Below are 22,347 nucleotides of genomic sequence, written 5' to 3'. Positions count from 1 at the left end.
TGCTAGATTTTATAAAATATTGAGATACAGCATGTTTTTTTCATATAATAAAGGTATGACGAGCGAGAGGAGAGAGAAGAATGAATTGGAAACAAGAATTTGATCGCTGGCTTTCTTACGCGCAATTAGATGCAGAATTAAAAGAACAGCTAGAAAACATGAAGCAAGATGAGAAGAAAATCGAGGATAGCTTTTATAAAAATCTAGAGTTTGGCACAGGTGGTATGCGTGGTGAACTTGGTGCTGGTACGAACCGCTTAAACGTATATACAGTTCGTAAAGCAACAAAAGGATTAGCAAGCTTTATTGAAAAGTTAGGTGAGGAAGCGAAAAAACGAGGTGTTGTTGTAGCCTATGATTCTCGACATAAATCACCTGAGTTCGCAATGGAAGTCGCTGCTACACTTGGTGCACGTGGTATCACAACATATGTGTTTGAAAGCTTACGTCCAACGCCAGTGCTTTCTTTCGCAGTTCGTCATTTACATACAGTAAGTGGAATCGTTCTTACGGCAAGCCATAATCCGCCTGAATATAACGGATATAAAGTATACGGTGAAGATGGTGGACAGTTGCCTCCAAAAGAGGCAGATGAGTTAATTAGCTACGTAAACGCAGTAGAAGATGAATTAACAGTTGAAGTCGCTGATGTAGAGCAATTAAAAGTTGACGGTTTATTACATATTATTGGACAAGAAGTAGATGATGCATATGCTGCAGAATTGAACAATGTCATCATTAATAAAGAAATGGTACAAAAGGTTGGTAAAGACTTAAAAATCGTCTTTACACCATTACACGGAACATCAAATATTTCTGTACGCCGTGGTTTAAAAGAAGTTGGATTTACAGATGTAACAGTTGTAAAAGAGCAAGAGTTACCAGATCCAAACTTCTCTACAGTAAAATCACCGAACCCAGAAGAGCACGCAGCGTTTGAGTATGCAATTCGTGACGGTGAAAAGGTAGGCGCAGATGTATTAATCGCAACTGATCCTGACGCAGATCGCCTTGGTGTAGCAGTTCGTAATCATAATGGTGAGTTCCAAGTATTAACTGGTAACCAAACAGGTGCTTTAATGCTTGATTACTTACTATCTCAAAAGAAAGAAAACGGAACACTTCCAGAGAACGGTGTCGTATTAAAAACAATCGTAACGTCTGAAATTGGCCGTACAATTGCAAAAGCATACGGTTTAGATACAGTTGATACGTTAACTGGATTTAAATTTATCGGTGAGAAAATTAGACAGTATGAAGAAAGCGGACAATACGAATTCCAATTCGGTTATGAGGAAAGCTATGGTTATTTAATCCGTCCATTCTGCCGTGATAAAGATGCAGTACAATCTGTCCTATTTGCATGTGAAGTAGCTGCATACTACAAATCACAAGGGAAAACGTTATATGATGGTCTATTAGAAGTATTTGAGAAGTATGGTTTCTTCCGTGAAGACCTTGTATCGTTAACGTTAAAAGGAAAAGATGGAGCGGAACAAATCCAAGAGATGATGGCGACGTTCCGTAAGAATCCTCCGAAAGAAGTAGCGGGCTTAACAGTCGTAGCAGTGGAGGACTATAAAGCAAGTATCGTTACATCTTTACAAGATGGACATAAAGAAGAGATTCACTTACCGAAATCAAATGTGTTAAAATATCAATTAGAAGATGGTTCATGGTTCTGCCTACGTCCATCTGGAACTGAACCGAAGATTAAGTTCTACTTCGGTGTACAAGATAGTTCTTTACAAAATAGTGAACAAAAGTTACTTACTATTAAAGAAGACATTATGAATCGTTTATAATACAAAGTAATTTTAAGTAGTAAGGAACAAAAGGGAGCGAAATCTCCCTTTTGTTTTATGTAGGAAATAATTGCTATTGATTCCGACAGGAGAGAGGGTATTTTGTGATGAAAAAAGTAAGAAAAGCGATAATCCCAGCAGCTGGATTAGGAACACGTTTTTTACCAGCAACGAAAGCAATGCCGAAAGAAATGTTACCAATAGTAGATAAACCAACGATCCAGTACATTGTAGAAGAAGCAGTGAAATCGGGCATCGAAGATATTATTATCGTTACTGGTAAAACGAAGCGTTCTATCGAAGATCATTTCGATAACGCATTTGAACTAGAGCAAAACTTATTAGAGAAGAAAAAATATGAGTTGCTTGAAAAAGTACAAGCTTCTTCAAAAATGGTAGATATTCATTATATCCGTCAAAAAGAGCCGAAGGGGCTAGGGCATGCTGTTTGGTGCGCACGTAAATTCATTGGTGATGAGCCGTTTGCAGTGTTACTAGGTGATGACATTGTCCAAGCTGAGAAACCATGTTTACGTCAATTAATGGATGAGTATGAAAAAACACTTTCTTCTGTTATTGGTGTACAAACTGTTCCAGAAACAGAAACACACCGTTACGGAATTATCGATCCATTAGAACAAGAAGGTCGTCGTTACCAAGTTCGCAATTTCGTTGAGAAACCAGCACAAGGTACAGCACCTTCAAACTTAGCGATTATGGGCCGTTACATTTTAACGCCTGAAATCTTTATGTTCTTAGAACAGCAACATGTCGGTGCTGGCGGTGAAATTCAGTTAACAGATGCAATCCAAAGCTTAAATGAAATTCAACGTGTATTTGCTTACGATTTCGAAGGAAAGCGCTACGACGTAGGTGAAAAGCTAGGATTTGTTCAAACGACAATTGAAATGGCCCTGCAACACCCAGAATTACGTGATGACATGGTTGCAATGATGAAGAAAATTTTAGAAGAACAATCGAATCAAGAGTCTTAATATAAAAAAAAGAGTTATTGCAGCAAGCTGCAATAACTCTTTTTTTTATTATGAAATCGTCGAATGAGAATGCTGATAAGCAGAACGACGCACAGCATAGTATATGCGAGGTGCGATAATAGCACCGATAATTGTAAATGCAATATCTTTTACTGCGAACCACATCATAATCATCCAAGCAGCTTTATAACTCATATTACCGCCCATAAAGAGATTGACTGCCCCGTACATGTAAGTAGTACCGATTATATAAGTTAAAATAATTCCTGTGAAAGAGGCAATTGCAAATGTAATGAATGTTGGTCTTTCTTTTTGTTCTACTAATTTTCCTGATACGTAAGCAACGATAATAAATGCGATAATAAAACCACCAGTAGGATCTAAAAGTGCTCCAAATCCAGCTTTGAAGTTAGCGAAGATTGGTGCGCCTGCTACGCCAACGAGCATATAAACAGCCATGGATAAAGCACCAAGTCTACTTCCAAGAAGAAGACCTGCTAAAATTGCGAAAAATGGTTGCATAGATAATGGGATGCCCGCTACTTGAAGGAATGGTGCCCAAGATACAATATTTGCACCGATGGCCATAAGAGCAACGAACATGGCAGCTAATGCTAAATCTAAAACATGTAATCTCCTCATAATGTTAACCTCCTGTTGTTTTTAGGTTAACATTATCGTAGCGAAAATATTTACTTGTTGTCAATCAAAATATTTTGATAAGAAGGCTTTAAATAGTCCCTTAGTAATGTATATGGAATACGGAATTGCGGAATTCCACTTGAATACGGAGCAATCTCATATAAAGGGAAATAAATGACGAGATTGTCTGGCTCTAAAAAGAAGTGAAACTTTTTCATACTCATTACCTTTTCAGTCGCATCAGGAAAATAAATACTTTCATTTTGTTTAATTTGTCTTACAATCTCTGCACGGATTACATCTTTATATTTATCTTTTTGTTGAAATAAATCGTCTAAGTGCAGTAGCTTTTTTTCGTTTAAATCAAATGTATTTGCCTTCCACGCATAAAGACCGTGTGCTCCGCCAGTATATTGATAGTAATTCACATATAGGCTAAGAAAAGGTGGTTTGTTTAAAGAGATTTTATAATCAACATTAGCTACGTACGGATGAAATGGTGTACTAGATCCTTCTGTTTCTTTATAATATTTTTTTGCTTCTTTTTCTAATTTGTTTTTAAATTTGTCAGTGGATTTTTTGTAGTATAAATTGAGCTTATTTTGAAATGTAGAGTCAGAAAAGTTGTGAAAAGAAGGCCTATTTATTTGATATTCTATATAAGGTTTCTTACCTTTTTGCGTTACAGTCTTAACATCGATTGTCAGGTTAGATGCTTTGGCTGTTATTGCACAATTTGGTACAATAGTCAGCAAGGAGAACATAAGCAGTAATATACAAAATTTCTGTTTCATTTAGGTGAAGCCTCCTTATATAAGTGTTATAAGTAGTTTGAAAATAAATAGGTAAAATTATACATTTAATTAAAACAAGAGAAGGAGGAAGCGATATGGCAAAAACTTTAATGGATTCACTTGGAATTGAGTTGTTAGAGATGACAGAAGATAAGGTGGTTGCTACGATGCCTGTTGATGAGCGTACGCATCAGCCATTTGGATTTTTACATGGCGGTGCATCGGTTGCATTAGCGGAAACAGTGGCAAGTGTTGGTTCATACAATTTAATTGATCAAGAAAAATGTATTTGTTTCGGATTAGAAATTAATGCAAACCACATTCGATCAAAGAAAGATGGAATTGTAACAGCGATTGGAACACCAATACATAGAGGACAATCGACAATGGTTTGGGATATTCGCATTATTGATGAAAATGATGATTTACTATGTATATCAAGATGTACAGTAGCAATTAAAGAAAAACGTGAAAAGTAAAAAAGAGGCGCTCTTATGAGCAGCCTCTTTTTTTATAATTAGAACTGGATTTTCTTCTCTAAGAAACCTTTTAGTTCGCTAATTGGCATACGAACTTGTTCCATTGTGTCACGGTCACGTACTGTAACAGCTTTGTCTTCAACTGAGTCGAAGTCGTATGTGATACAGAATGGTGTACCGATTTCGTCTTGACGACGGTAACGTTTACCGATAGAACCAGTTTCATCAAAGTCTACCATGAAGTCTTTAGCTAATTCTGCGAATACTTCAGTAGCACCTTCAGATAGCTTTTTAGATAATGGTAAGATAGCTGCTTTGTATGGTGCTAAAGCAGGGTGGAAACGAAGAACTGTACGAGAATCGTTTTCTAATTGCTCTTCTTCATATGCATCACATAAGAATGCTAATGTTACGCGGTCTGCGCCTAAAGATGGCTCGATGCAGTATGGTACGTAACGCTCATTCGTTTGTGGATCGATATAGTTAAAGTCTTCGTTTGAGTGTTCCATGTGACGTTTTAAGTCGAAGTCTGTACGAGATGCAACGCCCCAAAGTTCGCCCCAACCGAATGGGAATTTGAATTCGATGTCAGTTGTTGCATTACTGTAGTGAGATAACTCTTCTTCACCGTGGTCACGAAGACGCATGCTCTCTTCAGTCATACCAAGTGAAAGTAACCAGTTTTTACAAGTTTCACGCCAGAATGCGAACCACTCTAAATCTTCACCAGGCTTACAGAAGAATTCAAGTTCCATTTGTTCGAATTCACGTGTACGGAATGTGAAGTTACCAGGCGTGATTTCGTTACGGAAACTCTTACCGATTTGGCCAATACCAAATGGAAGCTTTTTACGCATAGAGCGTTGAACGTTTTTGAAGTTTACGAAAATACCTTGTGCTGTTTCAGGACGAAGGAAGATTTCGTTTGTGCTAGACTCTGTAACACCTTGGAATGTTTTGAACATTAAGTTGAACTGACGAATTTCAGTGAATTCTTCACTACCGCAATCAGGACATTTTACTTCATGTTCTTTCATTAAGTCAGCCATTTGGTCGAAAGTAAGACCGTCAACAACCATTTCGATGCCTTTTGCATCTAAAGCATCCTCAATTAATTTGTCAGCACGGTGACGAGCTTTACATTTTTTACAGTCGATCATTGGATCGTTGAAGTTACCAACGTGACCAGAAGCGATCCAAGTTTTAGGGTTCATTAAAATAGCTGCGTCTAAACCAACGTTGTATGGAGATTCTTGAATGAATTTTTTCCACCAAGCTTTTTTAACGTTATTTTTTAATTCGATTCCAAGTGGACCGTAATCCCAAGTGTTTGCAAGACCACCGTAAATTTCAGAACCAGGGAAAACAAAACCGCGATGTTTCGCTAAGTTTACAACTTGTTCCATTGAATACATAAGAAAATCCTCCTTTTGCAAGTTAACGTATTGGCGATGACATACTCTGGTACTTTGGGAACGAGCAGTATATGCTAAAAAGAACATAAAAAAACGCTCATCCCAAGGCTTATTTGCCTAGGGACGAGCGTTTGCCCGCGGTTCCACCCTAGTTGATACACAAAAGGTGCATCCACTTTATCATGTATTGCTCGGGACTGCCGTTTCCTTGCGGCTTCAGGCTTTCACTATCCCTGAATCGCTTTTTATGCAAGTACTTATAAGTCCGTCATCGCTACTTATATTAGTAATAATGAACATATTCTAACACGTTCTTTTTTAAATCTCAATAGAGGAACGCGTCTATCTATGATAGAGTCTCGCCTATTTTTTCATTATTTATTCCGTAATTTTCTTTAATATGCTTAATTGCTTCACGCTTACTTAATGGAGCGAGCTCGTTGTTTTGCACGTATTCCCAAACTACATCCGGATTTGTTTTTGCATATTCACGAAGGATCCAGCCAATCGCTTTTTGAATGAAAAATTCTTTTGAAGAATGTAGTTGTCCAATAATCCAGAAAAGAAGTTCTTCATCCATCTTTTGTTTATATTTCAGTTGGAATAAAATAGCGGCGCGTTGTAACCATATGTTATCTGATGCAATCCATTTTGGAATATACGCAGAAATCAATTCTGGGTGTTTTAAAAAGATAGTACCTAAGAATGTAGGGACGATGCTATCGACAGAGTCCCACCAAGATTTTGTGACAATAAGTTCTTCTAAGAAGGGGATATGAGTTTCGTTTATATGCTTTTTATATTTTTGCATAATATCAAGTGCGGCCGCTTGGAATTCACGTTCTGGTAAGTCCCAAAGCTCACGTACGATAATTTGGAAGTCTTTTTTATCTGGGAGAGTATGTATTTGAATGACGTCTTTTAATAATTGGCGTCTTTCCGGTGTTTGAATACCTAGAAATGGGAAGTGATTTTTCATATAACGAGCCATAGGTTCTGCTTTTTCAGGATTTTGATGAGCTGTAAAATGCTCTTGTAATGCTTTTACAAATGGATGCATAAGTGTTTCTCCTCTCTTATTTTCTTTCTTCTCTTATTATACAAAGAGTTTGGATAAATTTTAAAACATAACTTGCAATGTAATGAAATATGTTGAAAGTAGAGAGGAGAGGATAAGATGGAGGATCAAGGCGTACTAGCAGGTTTCTTTGCTCTTAGTTTTGCGTTTATTCTTGTTATATTGATTTGGGCAATTATTTCATATTTGTTAACGGCTTTTGCACTTTATTCGATGGCGAAAAATGATGGTGCAACGGACGGGGTGCTTGCGTTTATTCCGTTTTTGAATAGTAAGACGTGGGGTGACTTAGCGAAAGATAAATTACCAGATTTTTTGAAAGAAGAAGCAGGGTGGAAAGTATTCGGTATATATGTTGCATGTTTCATTTTTAATTTCGTACCAATTATAAGTTTACTAGCAACAGCTGTATCGATTGTATTGTCCATTTATCTTATCTACGCTATTTTAGACAGATATGGAACGAACTCTATATTATTTACGATTATTCATGTAATCACATTTTCGGTTTTTTTACCGATTCATTTATTTATTATTCGAAATGAACCGGTGAGATATAAAGAGTAGATTTTTCGTTTTTGTTGATAAGTCGATATATTTTAGATATAAGTAAAAAAAGCGCCCTGATTATCAGAGCGCTTTTTCTATTACATAAGGTAGCGTAAGTAAATATAAATGTGAGAAATGATTAATGAAACGATCATAATTGGGAAACCGACTTTTAGGAATTCCATGTAACTAAATTTATGTCCTTCGCGGCTCGCGATACCTGCAACGATTACGTTAGCAGAAGCTCCGATTAATGTTCCGTTTCCGCCGAGACAAGCACCTAATGCTAATGCCCACCATAATACATCGATTTGTGCATCAGATGGTGATAAGCCTAGCCCAACTGCCATATCGTTAATAAGTGGAATCATTGTTGCGACGAATGGGATGTTATCAATTGTTGCAGAGGCGATACCAGATACCCATAAAATAAGGATGGATGCGTAAGAAATATCTCCGCCTGTTATACCAATTACTTTTTGAGCTAACATTTTGATAAGACCAATATCGATAAGTCCTCCAACAAGTACGAATAGCCCTGCGAAGAAGAAAATTGTTACCCACTCTACGCTTGCAAATACTTCTTCAATTTCATGCTCTTTCACACCAATTAACATAAGTACAGTAGCACCAGTTAAGGCAATGATAGCCGCATCAATATGGAAAATAGAATGAGTCATGAAACCTACAATCGTAAGTCCAAGCACTGTTAAAGATTTTTTCATTAATACTGGATCTTTAATGTATTGTTTTTCATCTAAGCTCATTAATTTTTTAACTTGTACAGGATCGGCAATTAATTGTTTACGGTACATGAAGTAAAGTATTGTTGCTGTAACTCCAATAATAATAATTACGATTGGTGCTAGATTCAATAGGAAAGCATTGAAGTCTAAATGCTTATTGGCAGAACCAATCATAATGTTAGGTGGATCACCAATTAATGTTGCTGTTCCCCCAATGTTTGAAAAAATAATTTCAGAAAGTAAATATGGAACAGGATTTACTTGCAGTATGCGCGTAATAGATAAAGTAACTGGAACAACAAGAAGTACAGTTGTAACGTTATCTAAAAATGCGGAGCCAAGCGCGGTAAGTAGGGAAAGGGAAATTAAAATTTTAATTGGATTTCCTTGTGCCCCTTTTGCTGCTTTAATGGCAACGTATTGGAAAACACCTGATTTACTCGTAATGTTCACCAAAATCATCATACCGATGAGTAGCGTAATCGTTCCCCATTCAATATGTTTCGTAAAGGCGTTATGTAAATCGACGACCCCCACAATTACCATGAATGCTGCACCAAGAAGTGCGATGACAGCGCGATTAATTTTTTCAGAAATAATAATGGCATATGTAATTAAAAAGACTGCGATAGCAAAATAATACTGCCAGTTAGCGAGTTCTTGCGTTGTTTCGTGCAAAAATCTCATCTCCTTTCATTCGTTTTTCTTAGTGTGTCAAATATTAACTAGATGAAACACACATAACGTCATTATAAAGTAGAAAAACTGCGGATGTAAATGAAAGGAGGGATTTTGTCATATTTTCTGCATAGGTCATTTTTTCTTATTTTTTAAAATATTTGTGGGCATTTGACATATATATAAGATACATCCAATCTGAATATTTAAAATGGAATTAGCATTCGAGCTTGTTCGTGTAGGAGTGTCAAATAGAAAGGAATGACAAAAATGATAAGGAAGGGATCGTATGGATGAACAACGATTTTTATTTTTAGACTTTGAGTTTACGATGCCCCAGCATAGAAAGAAACCGAAAGGATTTTTTCCGGAAATTATTGAGGTAGGACTCGTTTCAGTTGCTGGCTGTAAGGTGGAAGATACGTATTCATCACATGTCAGGCCGAAAACATTTCCCTCTTTAACGGATCGATGTAAGAAGTTTTTAGGAATAAAACAAGAAGTCGTGGATAAAGGGATTTCATTTCCTGAACTCGTTAAGAAGCTTGCAGAATACGAAACGAAATGTAAACCGACAATTGTAACGTGGGGAAATATGGATATGAAAGTGCTGAAGCATAATTGTGAAATGGCAGGGATAGCTTTTCCATTCTTCGGACAGTGTCGTGATTTATCGCTTGAGTATAAAAAGTTTTTTGGAGAAAGAAATCAAACAGGATTATGGAAAGCAATTGAGGCGTACGGAAAAGTAGGGACAGGGAAGCATCATTGTGCGCTTGATGATGCGATGACGACGTACAATATTTTTAAACTAGTAGAAAAAGATAAAGAGTATTTAGTAAAACCAGCACCTCCAACATTAGGAGAACTCGTTGATTTTTCAAAAGTGTTAAAGAAAGTGAGCACACAGTAACGACCAAATTGCACATTATGTAATTTGGTCGTTTTGTTTTTTACAGTTTGTAGTCTTTCTTTAACTGTTCTAATGTTTCTAGACTACGCTCTGCAAAAGGTGAATCATCTTCAGAAAATGAATTCATTTGAGTTTCTAATGCTAATTTTAGTGACTCGGTATAATCCGGAATTTCTCCTTCATATTTCTTTACCATTTGCTCTGGAATGTTCGTTTGCTCACGAAAAGCTAAAGCACGTCTTTCATGGAAAAATGGTACGTCAGCTTGTTTTACGTTATGTAAGTCACCTTGCACCGGATGTTTTAAAACAGCTAATACTTTTACGACATAACTACCAGGACGGCGATTTGTAATTTCGCCGATGTATTTTCCTGTTTTATAAATACCAGTAACGATTTCACCAATTTCAAATGTTTCTCTCATATTTTTCACCTCAAGTTTATAGTAAGGAAAGTAGGAGAAGGAGTCAAAGAAATCATTCGCTTTCGGAACGCCCCCTTGAGAATATGGATAGGTTCCACTATAATTTAAAGTGATATAACAGAAAATTCTGATGTTTTATAAATCCTATAATAAGGAGTGTTCTATATGATGCCTTTATATTTTCCGGAAGATAAAACAGAATATATTATTCCAGGGATTGTTTGCGTGCTATTTATCATTGGTGCCGTTGCTACGTGGCGTATGTTCATTCGTGTATCAAAACGCGAAGCGGAGCGATTACAGAAAGTTGAAGAAAAACTTTTAGCGGAAAAGAAACAGTAACTCATTTTTGTATGTTTCCCTCTATGCTCGGACAATCTAAGGGCAGAATATATTTTGGAGGGAATGGAATGAAGAAACGGCTTTTTTTCAGTTGTTGTTTATTATTTCTGATGGCAGGTTGTGACCAAGGAAAGCCGAAAGAAATTGAAGTGAAATTACATAATGCTTCAGGAGATGAAGTAGGGACTGCGAAAGTAGTGCAGCAAACAAGTGGCGTGAAAATTACGATTAAAGGAGAAGGTTTCACGCCAGGACCACACGGACTACATGTACATGAAATCGGAGAGTGTAAGGCACCTCGTTTTGAATCATCCGGGAATCATTTTAATCCTGATGATAAAAAACATGGTCTTCTTAATCCGAAGGGTGCAGAAAACGGTGATTTACCGAACGTAGTTGCAGATGGTTCTGGAAAGATTAAAGCGGAAATCGATGCACCTCACATCACACTTGAAGAAGGAAAAACGACGATTCATAGAAAAGATGGAGCGTCTATTATTATTACAGAAAACCCTGATGATGGTATGACACAACCGACAGGTAAATCAGGCGATCGAATTGCTTGTGGTGTAATTGTAAAAAAAGCAGCGGATATGAAGAAAAAGTAAAAGCTACCGTGCTGGTAGCTTTTTTTGTGTAGTATAAGTGAAAATATATCAGCGATTATTGGAATATATCGAATGTAACTCAAATTATATCGGCGATTATTAGAATATATCGACCGTAACTTGAAATATATCAGCGATTATTGAAATATATCGACTTACCGACAAAATATGACAGACTCCTCTATTATTATGAAAACGTATGACGCAGTCTGTTCAAAATTTCTTCTAAAACAGATCGTGGACAGCCGATGTTAATTCGAATATGTTCTTCGCCACCTAACCCGTATTTCTCACCAGGTTCAACGATGATTTTTCCTTTTTCCTCAAGTAGTGCGGTACGCTCGTTTGGAGAAAGATTTAGACGAGAACAATCAATCCATAATAAAAAGCTACCTTCTGGCTTCGTTACGGAAAGAGCAGGTATGTGAGTTTTAATATATTCACAAGCAAATTGAGCATTATCTTCTATATATAATCGAATTTCTTTTAGCCAACCATTACATTCTGTATAAGCACTTTGCATCGCTGTGTAGGCGAAGATATTTAACCCGTGGAAGCCTTGTCTATATTGGATAGCTGTAAAGGCGTGACGGAGTTTTTCGTTTGGAATGATAATAATCGACGCTTGTAATCCAGCGATATTAAATGTTTTACTTGGAGCCATACAAGTGATAGTGCGCTCTGCTAATTCTTCAGATAAGGAAGCGAACGGCGTATGTGTATGGTCTGCATAAATGATATCGGAATGAATTTCATCCGCGACAACGATAACGTCATATTTAGTACATAACGATCCGAGCTGCGCAAGTTCCTCTTTCGTCCAAACGCGTCCGATTGGATTATGAGGGCTACAAAGAAGCATGAGTTTGACGCCTTGCTGAAACTGCTTTTCTAAATGCTCGAAGTCTATCACATATGTATCATTTTGTTTCTGTAATGGACTCACGCATAACTGCCTGTTGTTTGTTGTGACCATTTCGAAAAATGGAGGATAAATAGGTGGTTGTACGAGAACGGATTCGTTTTCTTTTGTGAAAGCCTGTATGCTCGTACTAAGAGCTGGAACGATCCCCGCACTAAAAACGATCCATTCTTTTTGAATGTCCCAGTTATATTGTTTTTTTGTCCAGTTACAAATAATATCCCCAATATTTTCGGGAGGAAGTGTATAGCCAAAAATCGGATGTTCGATCCGTTGTTTTAAGGCAGTTTGAATTGGTTTTGGTACTTCAAAATCCATATCAGCAATCCAAGCGTGGAGAAGTTCTTCGTTTTTATAAGTATCCCATTTTGTGCTATGTGTTCCACGCCGATTTACTGTTTTATGAAATAGTTGCATACGTTTGCCCCCTTATTCTGTAAAACCGTTAAGTTATGAAAGTTCTCTCTCTTCTTATAGAATAGCTGATGTGATAGGATAAAGAAAAGTATTAAAAAGTGAAAAGGCGGGAAGCGAATGGGTACATATGAAAAGATGATAGAGGTTGTGAAGAATTGGGATCCGTTTCAAATGGGACCGGAGTTTTATGAAACAGAAGCGAGCGATGTTGTGAACGTCATAAGTGTGTTTGACGATCCAAAATACATCGCAAAGAAGATTCAACATATATACTTTATGTCTTTTGAGGAAGTACCTGCGCTTGAAAAATGTGAGAAATTAGCTGTGGAATTACTTGTAATAAAAGAAGGCGGAAGCTGTTCATTATAGGCTGTCGGAATTTCCGACAGCCTTTTTTATATTATCCCGCTATTTGCTGGGCAGTAAGACCCCCCACCTCAAAATTCAGCGGAAGCAAAGAAGTTAGGTGGGGGCTGATTAAAGTTTCACTTTATTGCGCAGAAAAAGCGATAATTTCTTCATAAACATGTTCAGGCTTTTCTTCAGGTAGTAAATGTCCTGTATTTTCGTAAGAAATAAATTTTGAATTCGGTAAATCTTTGTGTAGACGATGACCTACATGTACAGGGACGACGCGGTCTTTTTCACCCCAAATGAGTAGTGTAGGTGTTTCAATTTTTTGTAATTCAGTTGAAGATAAGTCACCTTCACGGTCTCGTATCATGCGAGTTAAAGCGGGAAATATACGGTCGTCATAAAAAGGAGCGGAGTAACCTTTTTTCATTTCATCGTCAATTAATGAGTGATCATGAACGACATTCATTAAGTTATGAACAATGCCGCGTCTAATAATCCAGTTCTTTACGTATAAATGAAAGAACGGTAAATAAGAAGAGTATAGTAAAGGTAAGGTTGCGCGTGCTAAATAGCTAGAGCTGCATAGTAAAATCGTTTTTGAAATGAGTTCAGGACGTATACGGTTTACATAGAGGGAAATTTGCCCACCCATAGAGTGCCCAACTAATACAATGTTTGAGAGAGATAAATGTTCAATTAAATCAATAATAATCGTTGCTAAATTGTGATAAGAATACTTAAAGAGATGAGACTTATCACTTTTTCCGAACGGTGGTAAATCAAGAGCAATCACTGTTCCTGCTTTCGATAGTAAGGGAATGAGACGACGGTAACTGAATGAGGAAGATAAAAAGCCGTGAACGAGTACGAAAGTAGGACGTTCTGTTTTGTTATCGTGTTTATACAATTCGTAATGAATAGTAGTGCCGCGAGTGGAAAAAGTGAAATAAGGACAAGTATATTCGTGATTCATTTTTTGTCACTCCATTGATTTTTGTTCATATCATCTCCAAGGAAGAAGAAAATATGTTAACAAAAAAAGGCAAGATGACGATGTCATCTTGCCTTTCGTTTATTCAGTATTACCTGCGAACAATATTAGGCGGTGTTTTCCCTTGTAATCCTGCAACTAAATTTTCAGCGGCGGTCATAGCCATTTGCTGCCTAGTTTTTAATGTTGCAGATCCGATGTGTGGTAAAGTCACAACATTTTGTAATGATAAGAGTGGATTATCTTTTTGAATTGGCTCTTGTGTAAATGTATCGATACCTGCTGCAAAGATTTTCTTTTCTGTTAAAGCATGGATTAACGCTTCTTCATCTACTGTTTTGCCGCGAGAAGCATTAATGAAGATTGCTGTTTCTTTCATTAATGAAAATTCCTTTTCTCCGATAAGGTGATATGTTTCATCTGTTAATGGAGTAAGAAGAACAATAAAGTCAGACTGCTTCAGTAGCGTCTGTAAATCACAATATGTAGCATCGAATTTTTGTTCAGCTTCTTCTTTACGACGGCGGTTATAGTAAAGAACATTCATATCAAATCCGAATTTTGCTCGTTTTGCAACGGCTTCTCCAATTCGGCCCATACCGATAATACCAATTGTGCTATGGTGTACATCTAGTCCGAAGTGTTCTTTTCCGATTTCAGCGTTCCATTCACCATTTTTCACGTAAGAATCAAGTTCGCAAACGCGGCGCCCAGCTGATAACATAAGGGCGAAAACGAGATCAGCTACTGTATCATCTAATACGTATGGTGTATTCGTCCCGATAACATTTCGCTTTTTCATCGCTTGTAAATCAAAATTATCGTAACCGACAGAAATGTTGCTTACTACTTTTAAGTTAGGAGCCACTGTCAGTAATTCTTCATTAATAGCAGATCCGAAATTTAATAACCCATCTTTATCTTGTATTTTCTCTAATAGAACATCACGAGGTACTTTCTCATTTTGATCCCATTTTTCATAATCACAGTGTTCTGATAAATAGTTTTCTACAAATGTTGGAACTGGTTCAGCAATATAAACTTTTGGTTTCACGGTTCCATCCCCTTTCGCTTTATCACGCATTTTTCCGCTGATTAAAGTTTCACTTTACCCCGCATTAACGGACAGTAAGTCTCCCACCTCAAAAAGCAGCTCAAGCAAAGAGGTTAGGTGGGAGAGCAACTGTCCGTAAAAGTCCGATTGGTTCAACTAATAATCAGCGGGGTGAAGCATTTCGCTGATTAAAGTTTCACTTTATTTTGACATAATTCAATAGAAAAATCTTCTTTTCAAACTGGAAAGGGTATTTGTATAATTTAGACACAAACGAAAAGGAAGGATGATTTATATGGTGACAGAAAAAGAATTAGAATTATTAGCTTGTCTTGAAAAGAGTAGTCGATTATCTGTAGATACATTAGCGAAGCTGTTAAATATAGAGGTAGAAGAAGTAAAGAAGATGGTTGCGAGGTTAGAAAATGAAAAGATTATTGTGGATTATGTAACACATATTGATTGGACGAAGGTGAAAGAACATACAGGTTTAACGGCGATGATCGATGTGAAAGTTACGCCAAAGCATGGCGTTGGGTTTGATGCGGTTGCTGAACAAATTTATCGTTATTCAGAAGTGAAATCCGTTTATTTAATGTCAGGGACATATGATCTTTCTATTACATTAGAAGGGAAAACGATGGGGGAAGTAGCGATGTTTGTTTCTGAGAAATTAGCAACAATTGAATCTGTCGTTTCTACAACTACTCATTTCATTTTGAAGAAGTATAAACATGAGGGCGTTATTTATGAAAAAGACGATGATGATAAGCGAATTGTGGTGACACCATGAAGCAATTTGAACTATCTAGATCAGCAGAATCTTTAAAACCATCTGGTATTCGAAAATTTTTCGATTTAGCAGCAAATATGAAAGGTGTTATCTCCCTCGGGGTAGGAGAGCCAGATTTTGTTACACCTTGGAATGTAAGGCAAGCATGTATTCGTTCTTTGGAACAAGGGTATACGTCATATACAGCAAATGCAGGATTATTGGAGCTCCGTCAAGAAATAGCAAAGTATCTAAAAAAACAATTTGCAGTATCTTATGATCCAAGTGATGAAATCATTGTTACAGTTGGAGCAAGCCAGGCGTTAGATGTAGCGATGCGCGCCATTATAAATCCTAATGATGAAGTGCTCATTATTGAACCGAGCTTCGTTTCTTATGCACCACTTGTGACATTAGCTGGAGGAGTTCCGGTTCCTGTGGCGACTACTTTAGAAAACGAGTTTAAAGTACAACAAGAACAAATTGAAGCAGCTATTACAGCGAAAACAAAGGCAATTTTGCTTTGTTCACCAAATAACCCGACAGGTGCAATGCTAAATAAATCCGAGCTTGAAGAAATAGCAGTGATTGTTGAGAAGTACAATTTAATCGTATTATCTGATGAAATTTATGCAGAACTTGTATACGACGAAGTATATACAAGTTTTGCGAGTATTAAAAATATGCGTGAGCATACGATTTTAATTTCAGGATTTTCAAAGGGATTTGCGATGACAGGATGGCGCCTCGGTATGATTGCAGCTCCTGTTCAATTTTCAGAATTAATGCTCAAAATCCATCAGTATTCAATGATGTGTGCACCGACGATGTCTCAGTTTGCAGCACTTGAGGCGTTACGCGCAGGGAACGATGAAGTAATTCGAATGAGAGATAGCTATAAGAAGCGTCGTAACTTCATGACGACATCTTTCAATGAAATGGGCTTAACGTGTCATGTGCCGGGCGGAGCATTTTATGTGTTTCCTTCTATATCCTCAACCGGATTATCTTCAGCGGAATTTGCAGAACAGTTATTGCTGGAAGAAAAAGTGGCCGTTGTTCCTGGTAGCGTATTTGGCGAAAGTGGTGAAGGATTTATTCGTTGTTCATATGCGACGTCGCTTGAACAACTTATGGGAGCAATGAAGAGAATGGAACGGTTTGTAGAAAATAAAAAAAGGACAAAACGTAATACGTTTTGTCCATAAAAGGGGGGGAATACTAGAAAGCCATGTGTTAGTAGTCTATCCCAATATTGGAGAATTATACTTCTTTAAGGGAAATTTTTCATGAATTTTGAATGAGTTCTGTCATAGTGGTATAATTTACTAATATAAGGTATACGCATTCTAGATATCATTATCTAGAATGCGTACTAACCAATCGGATATTTAAAATAAATATATCTGCTTTGCTCTCTATAATTGTAGAGAGAATGGTAAACGTATGGGAGTGTTTCATATGTCAGAACAATATACAACAGGAGTGGTTGTAACAGGGAAAGTGACTGGAATTCAAGATTACGGTGCATTTGTAGCGTTAGATGCAGAAACACAAGGACTTGTGCATATATCTGAAATTACAAATGGATATGTAAAGGATATTCATGACTTTTTAAAAGTCGGCGATACAGTAGAAGTAAAGGTACTTTCAATTGATGAAGAGCACAGAAAAATGAGTTTATCGTTAAAAGCGGCGAAAAGAAAACAAGGAAGGATTCTTATACCGAACCCATCTGAAAACGGATTTAATACGCTGCGAGAAAAGTTGGCAGAATGGATTGAAGAGTCCGAGTTAACAAAGTAAAAGAGGAACGCATATGAGCGTTCCTCTTTTACTTTATCTTATGATATATATTTGCAAATATGATTGCATGCAATCATATTCGTATGTCGGAGGTGAAAGGACATACTGATTATCGAATTTCGTTTGTTTCTGGGTGCGTACCAAGATTTTCAGATGGTTTAAACAGTAAACCAAGGTTGATAAGCCCAGATATACCAACGATGCCGTAAATAATACGTGCAAGAGCTGAATTTTGTCCGCCGAAAATGGCTGCTACTAAGTCAAACTGGAAAAATCCGATTAGTCCCCAGTTCACAGCGCCAATTACAGTAAAGACTAATGCGATACGTTGCAGAGTACTCATGAAAAAGCCCCCCTTAATTGTGAAGCATGAGCAAGCGATGAGTTAATTAACTCTTTTATAGAATGGGGTAGTTATGTTGTTTTTATACATAAAAAATGTTCGAAAAAGGATGTATATACATCTATACCGAAAAATGCGAATTTTTATGCAAAAAATGAACTTTTTCTAAAAATTATATATTGGTTACGTTTACAATGTTTGAATCGCTTGATTTACAACTTCAGTTTCGCTAAAGTGAATACAGAAATACATATCCATAATTGGAGGGAAAAAGATGAGTACACATGTAACGTTCGACTATTCTAAAGCGTTATCCTTCATCGGTGAACATGAAATCACTTATTTACGTGATGCAGTGAAAGTAACACATCACGCAATCCACGAAAAAACTGGAGCTGGGAACGATTTCCTTGGGTGGGTAGACCTTCCGCTTCAATATGACAAAGAAGAATTCGCTCGCATTCAAAAATGCGCAGAAAAAATTAAAAATGACTCTGACATTTTACTTGTTGTAGGTATTGGTGGTTCTTACCTAGGAGCACGCGCAGCAATCGAAATGTTAAGCCATTCTTTCTACAACACGCTATCTAAAGAACAACGTAAAACTCCACAAGTGCTATTTGTTGGACAAAACATTAGCTCCACTTACATGAAAGATTTAATGGACGTATTAGAAGGTAAAGACTTCTCTATTAACGTTATTTCCAAATCAGGTACAACAACAGAGCCAGCACTAGCATTCCGTATTTTCCGTAAGTTATTAGAAGAGAAGTATGGAAAAGAAGAAGCTCGCAAACGTATTTATGCAACTACAGATAAAGCGCGTGGTGCATTAAAAACATTAGCTGATAACGAAGGTTACGAAACATTCGTTATTCCAGATGATGTTGGAGGACGTTTCTCTGTATTAACGCCAGTTGGTTTATTACCAATCGCAGTAAGTGGCTTGAATATTGAAGAGATGATGAAAGGTGCAGCTGCTGGTCATGATGACTTCGGAACATCAGAACTAGAAGAAAACCCAGCTTACCAATATGCAGTAGTTCGTAACGCTTTATACAATAAAGGAAAAACAATTGAAATGCTTGTTAACTATGAGCCAGCACTTCAATACTTCGCTGAGTGGTGGAAACAGTTATTTGGTGAAAGTGAAGGAAAAGATCAAAAAGGTATTTTCCCATCTTCAGCAAACTTCTCAACTGACTTACACTCATTAGGTCAATACGTTCAAGAAGGTCGTCGTGACTTATTTGAAACAGTTCTTAAAGTAGGTAAATCTACACATGAACTAACAATCGAATTAGAAGACAACGATTTAGACGGATTAAACTACCTTGCTGGTGAAACTGTAGACTTCGTAAACACAAAAGCATACGAAGGTACATTACTTGCACATAGCGATGGCGGATTACCAAACTTAATCGTAAATATTCCTGAATTAAATGAGTATACATTCGGTTACCTTGTATACTTCTTCGAAAAAGCATGTGCGATGAGCGGCTACTTATTAGGCGTAAATCCATTTGATCAACCTGGCGTAGAAGCATACAAGAAAAACATGTTTGCTTTACTTGGTAAACCAGGATTTGAAGAATTAAAAGCAGAATTAGAAGAGCGTTTAAAATAATAAAAAGCGACCGGAATCCGGTCGCTTTTTATTATTTTATCGAAAAGTCCATCAGTATATTCAAACTAGAGTGGGTATGCTAAAGGAAAAGTCTTGGAGGGATGGGCTTGATTCCGATTCAATCAAATTTAGAAGGACGTACATATGCGTTATATAAATTAGAAGAGGTTATGAAACCACTTGGATATAGTATTGGTGGTAATTGGGATTATGATAAAGGATGCTTCGATTACAAAATCGATGAAGAAGATGGGTATCAATTTTTACGAGTGCCGTTTACAGCAGTAGATGGTGAACTAGATGTTCCTGGTGTAGTAGTCCGTCTTGAAACGCCGTATATTCTTTCGCACGTATATCAAGACGAACTAGATGATAATGTGAATACTTTAACTGCGGGAACGAGTGGGATGGATCAATTTGCTGAACCGAAAGATCCAGATGCAGATGTGAAAAGAAAATATATCAATATTGGAAAAGTGCTCATGCGGGAACTAGAAAAACATTTTCTTAATGGTGAATAACAATTAGTATGTCGCTTTCGATAAGAATGAAGGTATGGACTGGGTTAATCATATATTGATCGTCACGCTTTATACCTAGTAAGAGAATGTTTCGTTTTAAAAGGGTATAGCTACAATTTGCAAAGGTTTGTCCGGTGCAGGATGGAGAAAGCTCCATCAGTTGTAATTTATTATCAGAGATTTCATCGTAAAGTGAGAATAGTACACCTGAAATAGAAGGGAATAAAAGAGAAGCGGTAAATACATAACTCGTTAATTTATTTCCTTCTATAATTTCTGACGCGCCAGCTCTCGTTGCATTTTGAATTTGTTCAGTAGTAAGTAGTTCGGCGATGCAGTGAATGCTTGGATTGAGTCCTTTTGCAGTTAAAATATTTAAAATGGACTGTGTATCTGCTAAGCTTTCGTTCTTTTCTTTATCCGCTGTTATTAATATGGTGTGTGCCGTTTCAATATTAGCCTTTAATAAAGTTTGATCGTGATGCGGACAACCTTTTATAAATTCTAAATGATGAAAGGGTTTTGGAAGTAAAGAAAGTGTTTCATCAATTAAAACGATATCAAGGTTTGGTTGTAGTACATGCATTTGCTTTACAACATGTTTTGCACGCTCATTCCAGCCAACGATAATCATATGACCGTTAGAGGTAGCGGCTTCTTCACCTTTAATTTTCATATATTGTTTACTGATCATCTCAGTAGCGAATAGAACCATATAATAAGAACAAAAGCCAGTTCCTAATAAAATAATACTTATACCTATTAGTTTTCCTGTCGTTGTATGGGGAGCAAAGTCGCCATATCCAACTGTAAAAATGGTAACGATTGACCACCAAATTCCGTCAAACCATGTAGTGAAATGAGAGGGTTCTAATCTATGTATAAGAAAACCAGAAAAAGCAGTGAATACAATAATAAAACAAATTAAACGAAAAATAATGGAATCACGAAATGTATCTACTAAATTCGGACGGGATTTCAATAGTAAATTCCTCCTTGTTTTGCAGGATTACATTCATTGTTACCATTATAGAAAAAAGAAAAACTCTCTAATTAAAGAGAGTTTGTTTTATGCTACATACTTTCCACTTCAGTTTGTTGGACACTTTCAAGATGTTGGAGAGCATAGTAAACATCAGCGGTATGTCTTTTTTGATCAATGGACAGTTTAAGATGTAAATAGTGAGAACCGTTTTCTAATGTTTTAAGCTTCATATTTTTAACTTTTATATCCATTTCTTTTATCTCTTCGATTACAACCGGGATATTGTCCATATTTCGCACAACAAGTTTCACTGCAATATCACGTTGGCGAAATGACCTAGGACCTACAAACTTCATTGTCAATGGTATCAGTTCGACACTAATCATAAGAAAACACATTCCGAAAATTGCCTCGATATAGAAACCAGCTCCAACGGCAATACCAATACCAGAAGCACCCCAGATCATAGCGGCAGTCGTGAGCCCTGCAATGCTATCGTTGCCTCTTCTTAAAATTACGCCAGCACCTAAAAAACCAATTCCTGATACAATTTGAGCGGCAAGTCGAAGTGGATCCATATTCATATGATCGGTATGTGGTAAGTTATAAGCTGCTTTAATAGAAACAATCGTTAGGAGGCAACTAATAATAGAAATAACTAAACACGTTTTTAAACCAAGTGGTTTCCGTTTTAATTCGCGTTCTAAACCAATGGCAAATCCTAAAATAGCCGAGAGACCTAGTTTGATTAATAAATCGGTATAGTCCATATGTATTCCTCCTTGTATGATATGGTATATGAATAAAACGTTTATTATAGAAAGAAACGTTTTTTGATAGAGTAACTTTATATAAAATATATGTAGGAATTACTCATACATGAAAGAGATATTTCGTTTAAGTATATGATATTAAAAAAGAAATGTGGGCAGTTTTAAAAAAAGTTTATAAAAGGTGTTGCATTTCATTTTTTACCATGATATATTAATAACCGTCGCTGATGCGGAAACGCAGAAAACGACAAAAAAGAAATTAAAAAACTTAGTTGACATCGAAAAACGAAGATGTTAACATAAGGAAGTCG

Annotated in this window: 25 protein-coding genes; 13 read left to right on the top strand and 12 right to left on the bottom strand. The window is 36.8% G+C overall.

The features are described from left to right. Positions 1 to 80: 80 nt before the first annotated feature. Positions 81 to 1,805 carry a phospho-sugar mutase gene (locus tag RT27_RS22235; protein ID WP_043937549.1) on the top strand — a complete coding sequence of 575 codons (1,725 nt, stop codon included), beginning with the start codon at positions 81 to 83 and terminating at the stop codon, positions 1,803 to 1,805. A 107-nt stretch (positions 1,806 to 1,912) separates the two neighbouring features. Then, positions 1,913 to 2,800 carry a UTP--glucose-1-phosphate uridylyltransferase GalU gene (galU, locus tag RT27_RS22230; protein WP_016079882.1) on the top strand — a complete coding sequence of 296 codons (888 nt, stop codon included), beginning with the start codon at positions 1,913 to 1,915 and terminating at the stop codon, positions 2,798 to 2,800. A gap of 48 nt (positions 2,801 to 2,848) precedes the next feature. Here the strand turns inward: galU and RT27_RS22225 are convergent, their stop codons facing one another. Together RT27_RS22225 and RT27_RS22220 are read right to left on the bottom strand one after the other, a co-directional pair. Next, positions 2,849 to 3,442, bottom strand: coding sequence for a biotin transporter BioY (locus RT27_RS22225; protein WP_029443502.1), 594 nt, complete (start codon positions 3,440 to 3,442; stop codon positions 2,849 to 2,851). A 50-nt stretch (positions 3,443 to 3,492) separates the two neighbouring features. Beyond that, positions 3,493 to 4,236: a DUF3298 and DUF4163 domain-containing protein gene (locus RT27_RS22220; protein ID WP_016079884.1), complete on the bottom strand. Its 744-nt coding sequence runs from the start codon at positions 4,234 to 4,236 to the stop codon at positions 3,493 to 3,495. A gap of 95 nt (positions 4,237 to 4,331) precedes the next feature. On the opposite strand from RT27_RS22220, the gene RT27_RS22215 reads away from it, so the two are divergent. Beyond that, complete coding sequence (locus tag RT27_RS22215) at positions 4,332 to 4,715, top strand: hotdog fold thioesterase (RefSeq protein ID WP_016079885.1); 384 nt, start codon at positions 4,332 to 4,334, stop codon at positions 4,713 to 4,715. 38 nt (positions 4,716 to 4,753) lie between these two features. Here RT27_RS22215 and RT27_RS22210 read toward each other — a convergent pair whose 3' ends face one another. Together RT27_RS22210 and RT27_RS22205 are read right to left on the bottom strand one after the other, a co-directional pair. Further along, a complete protein-coding gene (locus tag RT27_RS22210) occupies positions 4,754 to 6,130 on the bottom strand; it encodes a glycine--tRNA ligase (RefSeq protein ID WP_000287154.1) in 1,377 nt (458 codons plus the stop codon). A 346-nt stretch (positions 6,131 to 6,476) separates the two neighbouring features. Next, a complete protein-coding gene (locus tag RT27_RS22205) occupies positions 6,477 to 7,190 on the bottom strand; it encodes a DNA alkylation repair protein (RefSeq protein ID WP_029443501.1) in 714 nt (237 codons plus the stop codon). Positions 7,191 to 7,307: 117 nt separating this feature from the next. On the opposite strand from RT27_RS22205, the gene RT27_RS22200 reads away from it, so the two are divergent. Next, complete coding sequence (locus tag RT27_RS22200; protein ID WP_000390061.1) at positions 7,308 to 7,775, top strand: hypothetical protein; 468 nt, start codon at positions 7,308 to 7,310, stop codon at positions 7,773 to 7,775. Between the two features lie 80 nt (positions 7,776 to 7,855). Here the strand turns inward: RT27_RS22200 and RT27_RS22195 are convergent, their stop codons facing one another. Continuing rightward, positions 7,856 to 9,181, bottom strand: a complete 1,326-nt coding sequence (locus RT27_RS22195; protein WP_000545210.1) for an ArsB/NhaD family transporter — start codon at positions 9,179 to 9,181, stop codon at positions 7,856 to 7,858. 289 nt (positions 9,182 to 9,470) lie between these two features. Here RT27_RS22195 and kapD point away from each other — a divergent pair, with 289 nt between their 5' ends. Next, positions 9,471 to 10,094, top strand: coding sequence for a 3'-5' exonuclease KapD (gene kapD, locus RT27_RS22190; RefSeq protein ID WP_000344356.1), 624 nt, complete (start codon positions 9,471 to 9,473; stop codon positions 10,092 to 10,094). A 40-nt stretch (positions 10,095 to 10,134) separates the two neighbouring features. Here the strand turns inward: kapD and RT27_RS22185 are convergent, their stop codons facing one another. Beyond that, entirely contained in the window at positions 10,135 to 10,518 is a 384-nt protein-coding gene (locus RT27_RS22185; RefSeq protein ID WP_029443500.1) for a kinase-associated lipoprotein B, read from the bottom strand. A gap of 165 nt (positions 10,519 to 10,683) precedes the next feature. Between RT27_RS22185 and RT27_RS35325 the strand changes: the two genes are divergently transcribed. Together RT27_RS35325 and sodC are read left to right on the top strand one after the other, a co-directional pair. Next, positions 10,684 to 10,860: a hypothetical protein gene (locus tag RT27_RS35325; RefSeq protein ID WP_000982763.1), complete on the top strand. Its 177-nt coding sequence runs from the start codon at positions 10,684 to 10,686 to the stop codon at positions 10,858 to 10,860. A 68-nt stretch (positions 10,861 to 10,928) separates the two neighbouring features. After that, positions 10,929 to 11,468, top strand: a complete 540-nt coding sequence (sodC, locus tag RT27_RS22180; protein WP_023523265.1) for a superoxide dismutase [Cu-Zn] — start codon at positions 10,929 to 10,931, stop codon at positions 11,466 to 11,468. 187 nt (positions 11,469 to 11,655) lie between these two features. On the opposite strand, the gene RT27_RS22175 is transcribed toward sodC, so the two are convergent. Continuing rightward, the gene (locus RT27_RS22175; RefSeq protein ID WP_043937546.1) at positions 11,656 to 12,807 is read right to left on the bottom strand and encodes a MalY/PatB family protein; all 1,152 of its coding nucleotides are present in this window, start codon (positions 12,805 to 12,807) and stop codon (positions 11,656 to 11,658) included. Positions 12,808 to 12,924: 117 nt separating this feature from the next. Here RT27_RS22175 and RT27_RS22170 point away from each other — a divergent pair, with 117 nt between their 5' ends. Further along, positions 12,925 to 13,176, top strand: coding sequence for a YugE family protein (locus RT27_RS22170; RefSeq protein WP_000537641.1), 252 nt, complete (start codon positions 12,925 to 12,927; stop codon positions 13,174 to 13,176). Positions 13,177 to 13,297: 121 nt separating this feature from the next. On the opposite strand, the gene RT27_RS22165 is transcribed toward RT27_RS22170, so the two are convergent. Then, positions 13,298 to 14,137: an alpha/beta hydrolase gene (locus tag RT27_RS22165; RefSeq protein WP_043937544.1), complete on the bottom strand. Its 840-nt coding sequence runs from the start codon at positions 14,135 to 14,137 to the stop codon at positions 13,298 to 13,300. A gap of 109 nt (positions 14,138 to 14,246) precedes the next feature. Continuing rightward, complete coding sequence (locus RT27_RS22160; protein WP_043937543.1) at positions 14,247 to 15,239, bottom strand: D-glycerate dehydrogenase; 993 nt, start codon at positions 15,237 to 15,239, stop codon at positions 14,247 to 14,249. Between the two features lie 265 nt (positions 15,240 to 15,504). Between RT27_RS22160 and RT27_RS22155 the strand changes: the two genes are divergently transcribed. The 3 genes from RT27_RS22155 to yugI all read left to right on the top strand — a co-directional run bounded on the left by RT27_RS22155 (position 15,505) and on the right by yugI (position 17,787). After that, positions 15,505 to 16,002 (top strand): Lrp/AsnC family transcriptional regulator, encoded by a 498-nt coding sequence (locus RT27_RS22155; protein WP_000255696.1) that lies wholly within the window; start codon positions 15,505 to 15,507, stop codon positions 16,000 to 16,002. Next, positions 15,999 to 17,189, top strand: a complete 1,191-nt coding sequence (locus RT27_RS22150; protein WP_043937541.1) for an aminotransferase — start codon at positions 15,999 to 16,001, stop codon at positions 17,187 to 17,189. The genes RT27_RS22155 and RT27_RS22150 overlap by 4 nt, the downstream gene beginning before the upstream one ends. Before the next feature lie 253 nt (positions 17,190 to 17,442). Beyond that, the gene (gene yugI, locus RT27_RS22145) at positions 17,443 to 17,787 is read left to right on the top strand and encodes a S1 domain-containing post-transcriptional regulator GSP13 (RefSeq protein WP_000003764.1); all 345 of its coding nucleotides are present in this window, start codon (positions 17,443 to 17,445) and stop codon (positions 17,785 to 17,787) included. Between the two features lie 109 nt (positions 17,788 to 17,896). Here yugI and RT27_RS22140 read toward each other — a convergent pair whose 3' ends face one another. Next, complete coding sequence (locus RT27_RS22140) at positions 17,897 to 18,130, bottom strand: DUF378 domain-containing protein (RefSeq protein WP_000105788.1); 234 nt, start codon at positions 18,128 to 18,130, stop codon at positions 17,897 to 17,899. Positions 18,131 to 18,404: 274 nt separating this feature from the next. Between RT27_RS22140 and RT27_RS22135 the strand changes: the two genes are divergently transcribed. Both RT27_RS22135 and RT27_RS22130 read left to right on the top strand, forming a co-directional pair. After that, the gene (locus RT27_RS22135) at positions 18,405 to 19,757 is read left to right on the top strand and encodes a glucose-6-phosphate isomerase (protein ID WP_043937539.1); all 1,353 of its coding nucleotides are present in this window, start codon (positions 18,405 to 18,407) and stop codon (positions 19,755 to 19,757) included. A gap of 107 nt (positions 19,758 to 19,864) precedes the next feature. Further along, on the top strand, positions 19,865 to 20,278 hold the full coding sequence (locus RT27_RS22130; RefSeq protein WP_016079894.1) for a YugN-like family protein: 414 nt from the start codon (positions 19,865 to 19,867) through the stop codon (positions 20,276 to 20,278). On the opposite strand, the gene RT27_RS22125 is transcribed toward RT27_RS22130, so the two are convergent. Together RT27_RS22125 and RT27_RS22120 are read right to left on the bottom strand one after the other, a co-directional pair. Continuing rightward, a complete protein-coding gene (locus RT27_RS22125; RefSeq protein WP_043937537.1) occupies positions 20,265 to 21,260 on the bottom strand; it encodes a potassium channel protein in 996 nt (331 codons plus the stop codon). The genes RT27_RS22130 and RT27_RS22125 overlap by 14 nt on opposite strands. A gap of 92 nt (positions 21,261 to 21,352) precedes the next feature. Beyond that, positions 21,353 to 22,033, bottom strand: coding sequence for an MgtC/SapB family protein (locus RT27_RS22120; RefSeq protein ID WP_043937535.1), 681 nt, complete (start codon positions 22,031 to 22,033; stop codon positions 21,353 to 21,355). Positions 22,034 to 22,347: the final 314 nt, after the last annotated feature.

Source organism: Bacillus sp. L_1B0_5, from assembly GCF_000836715.1.
In the GTDB taxonomy this organism is placed as follows: Bacteria; Bacillota; Bacilli; order Bacillales; family Bacillaceae_G; genus Bacillus_A; species Bacillus_A thuringiensis_S.
The sequence above is the reverse complement of the archived record's forward strand: the minus strand, read 5'-3'. Positions and strand labels throughout refer to the sequence as shown.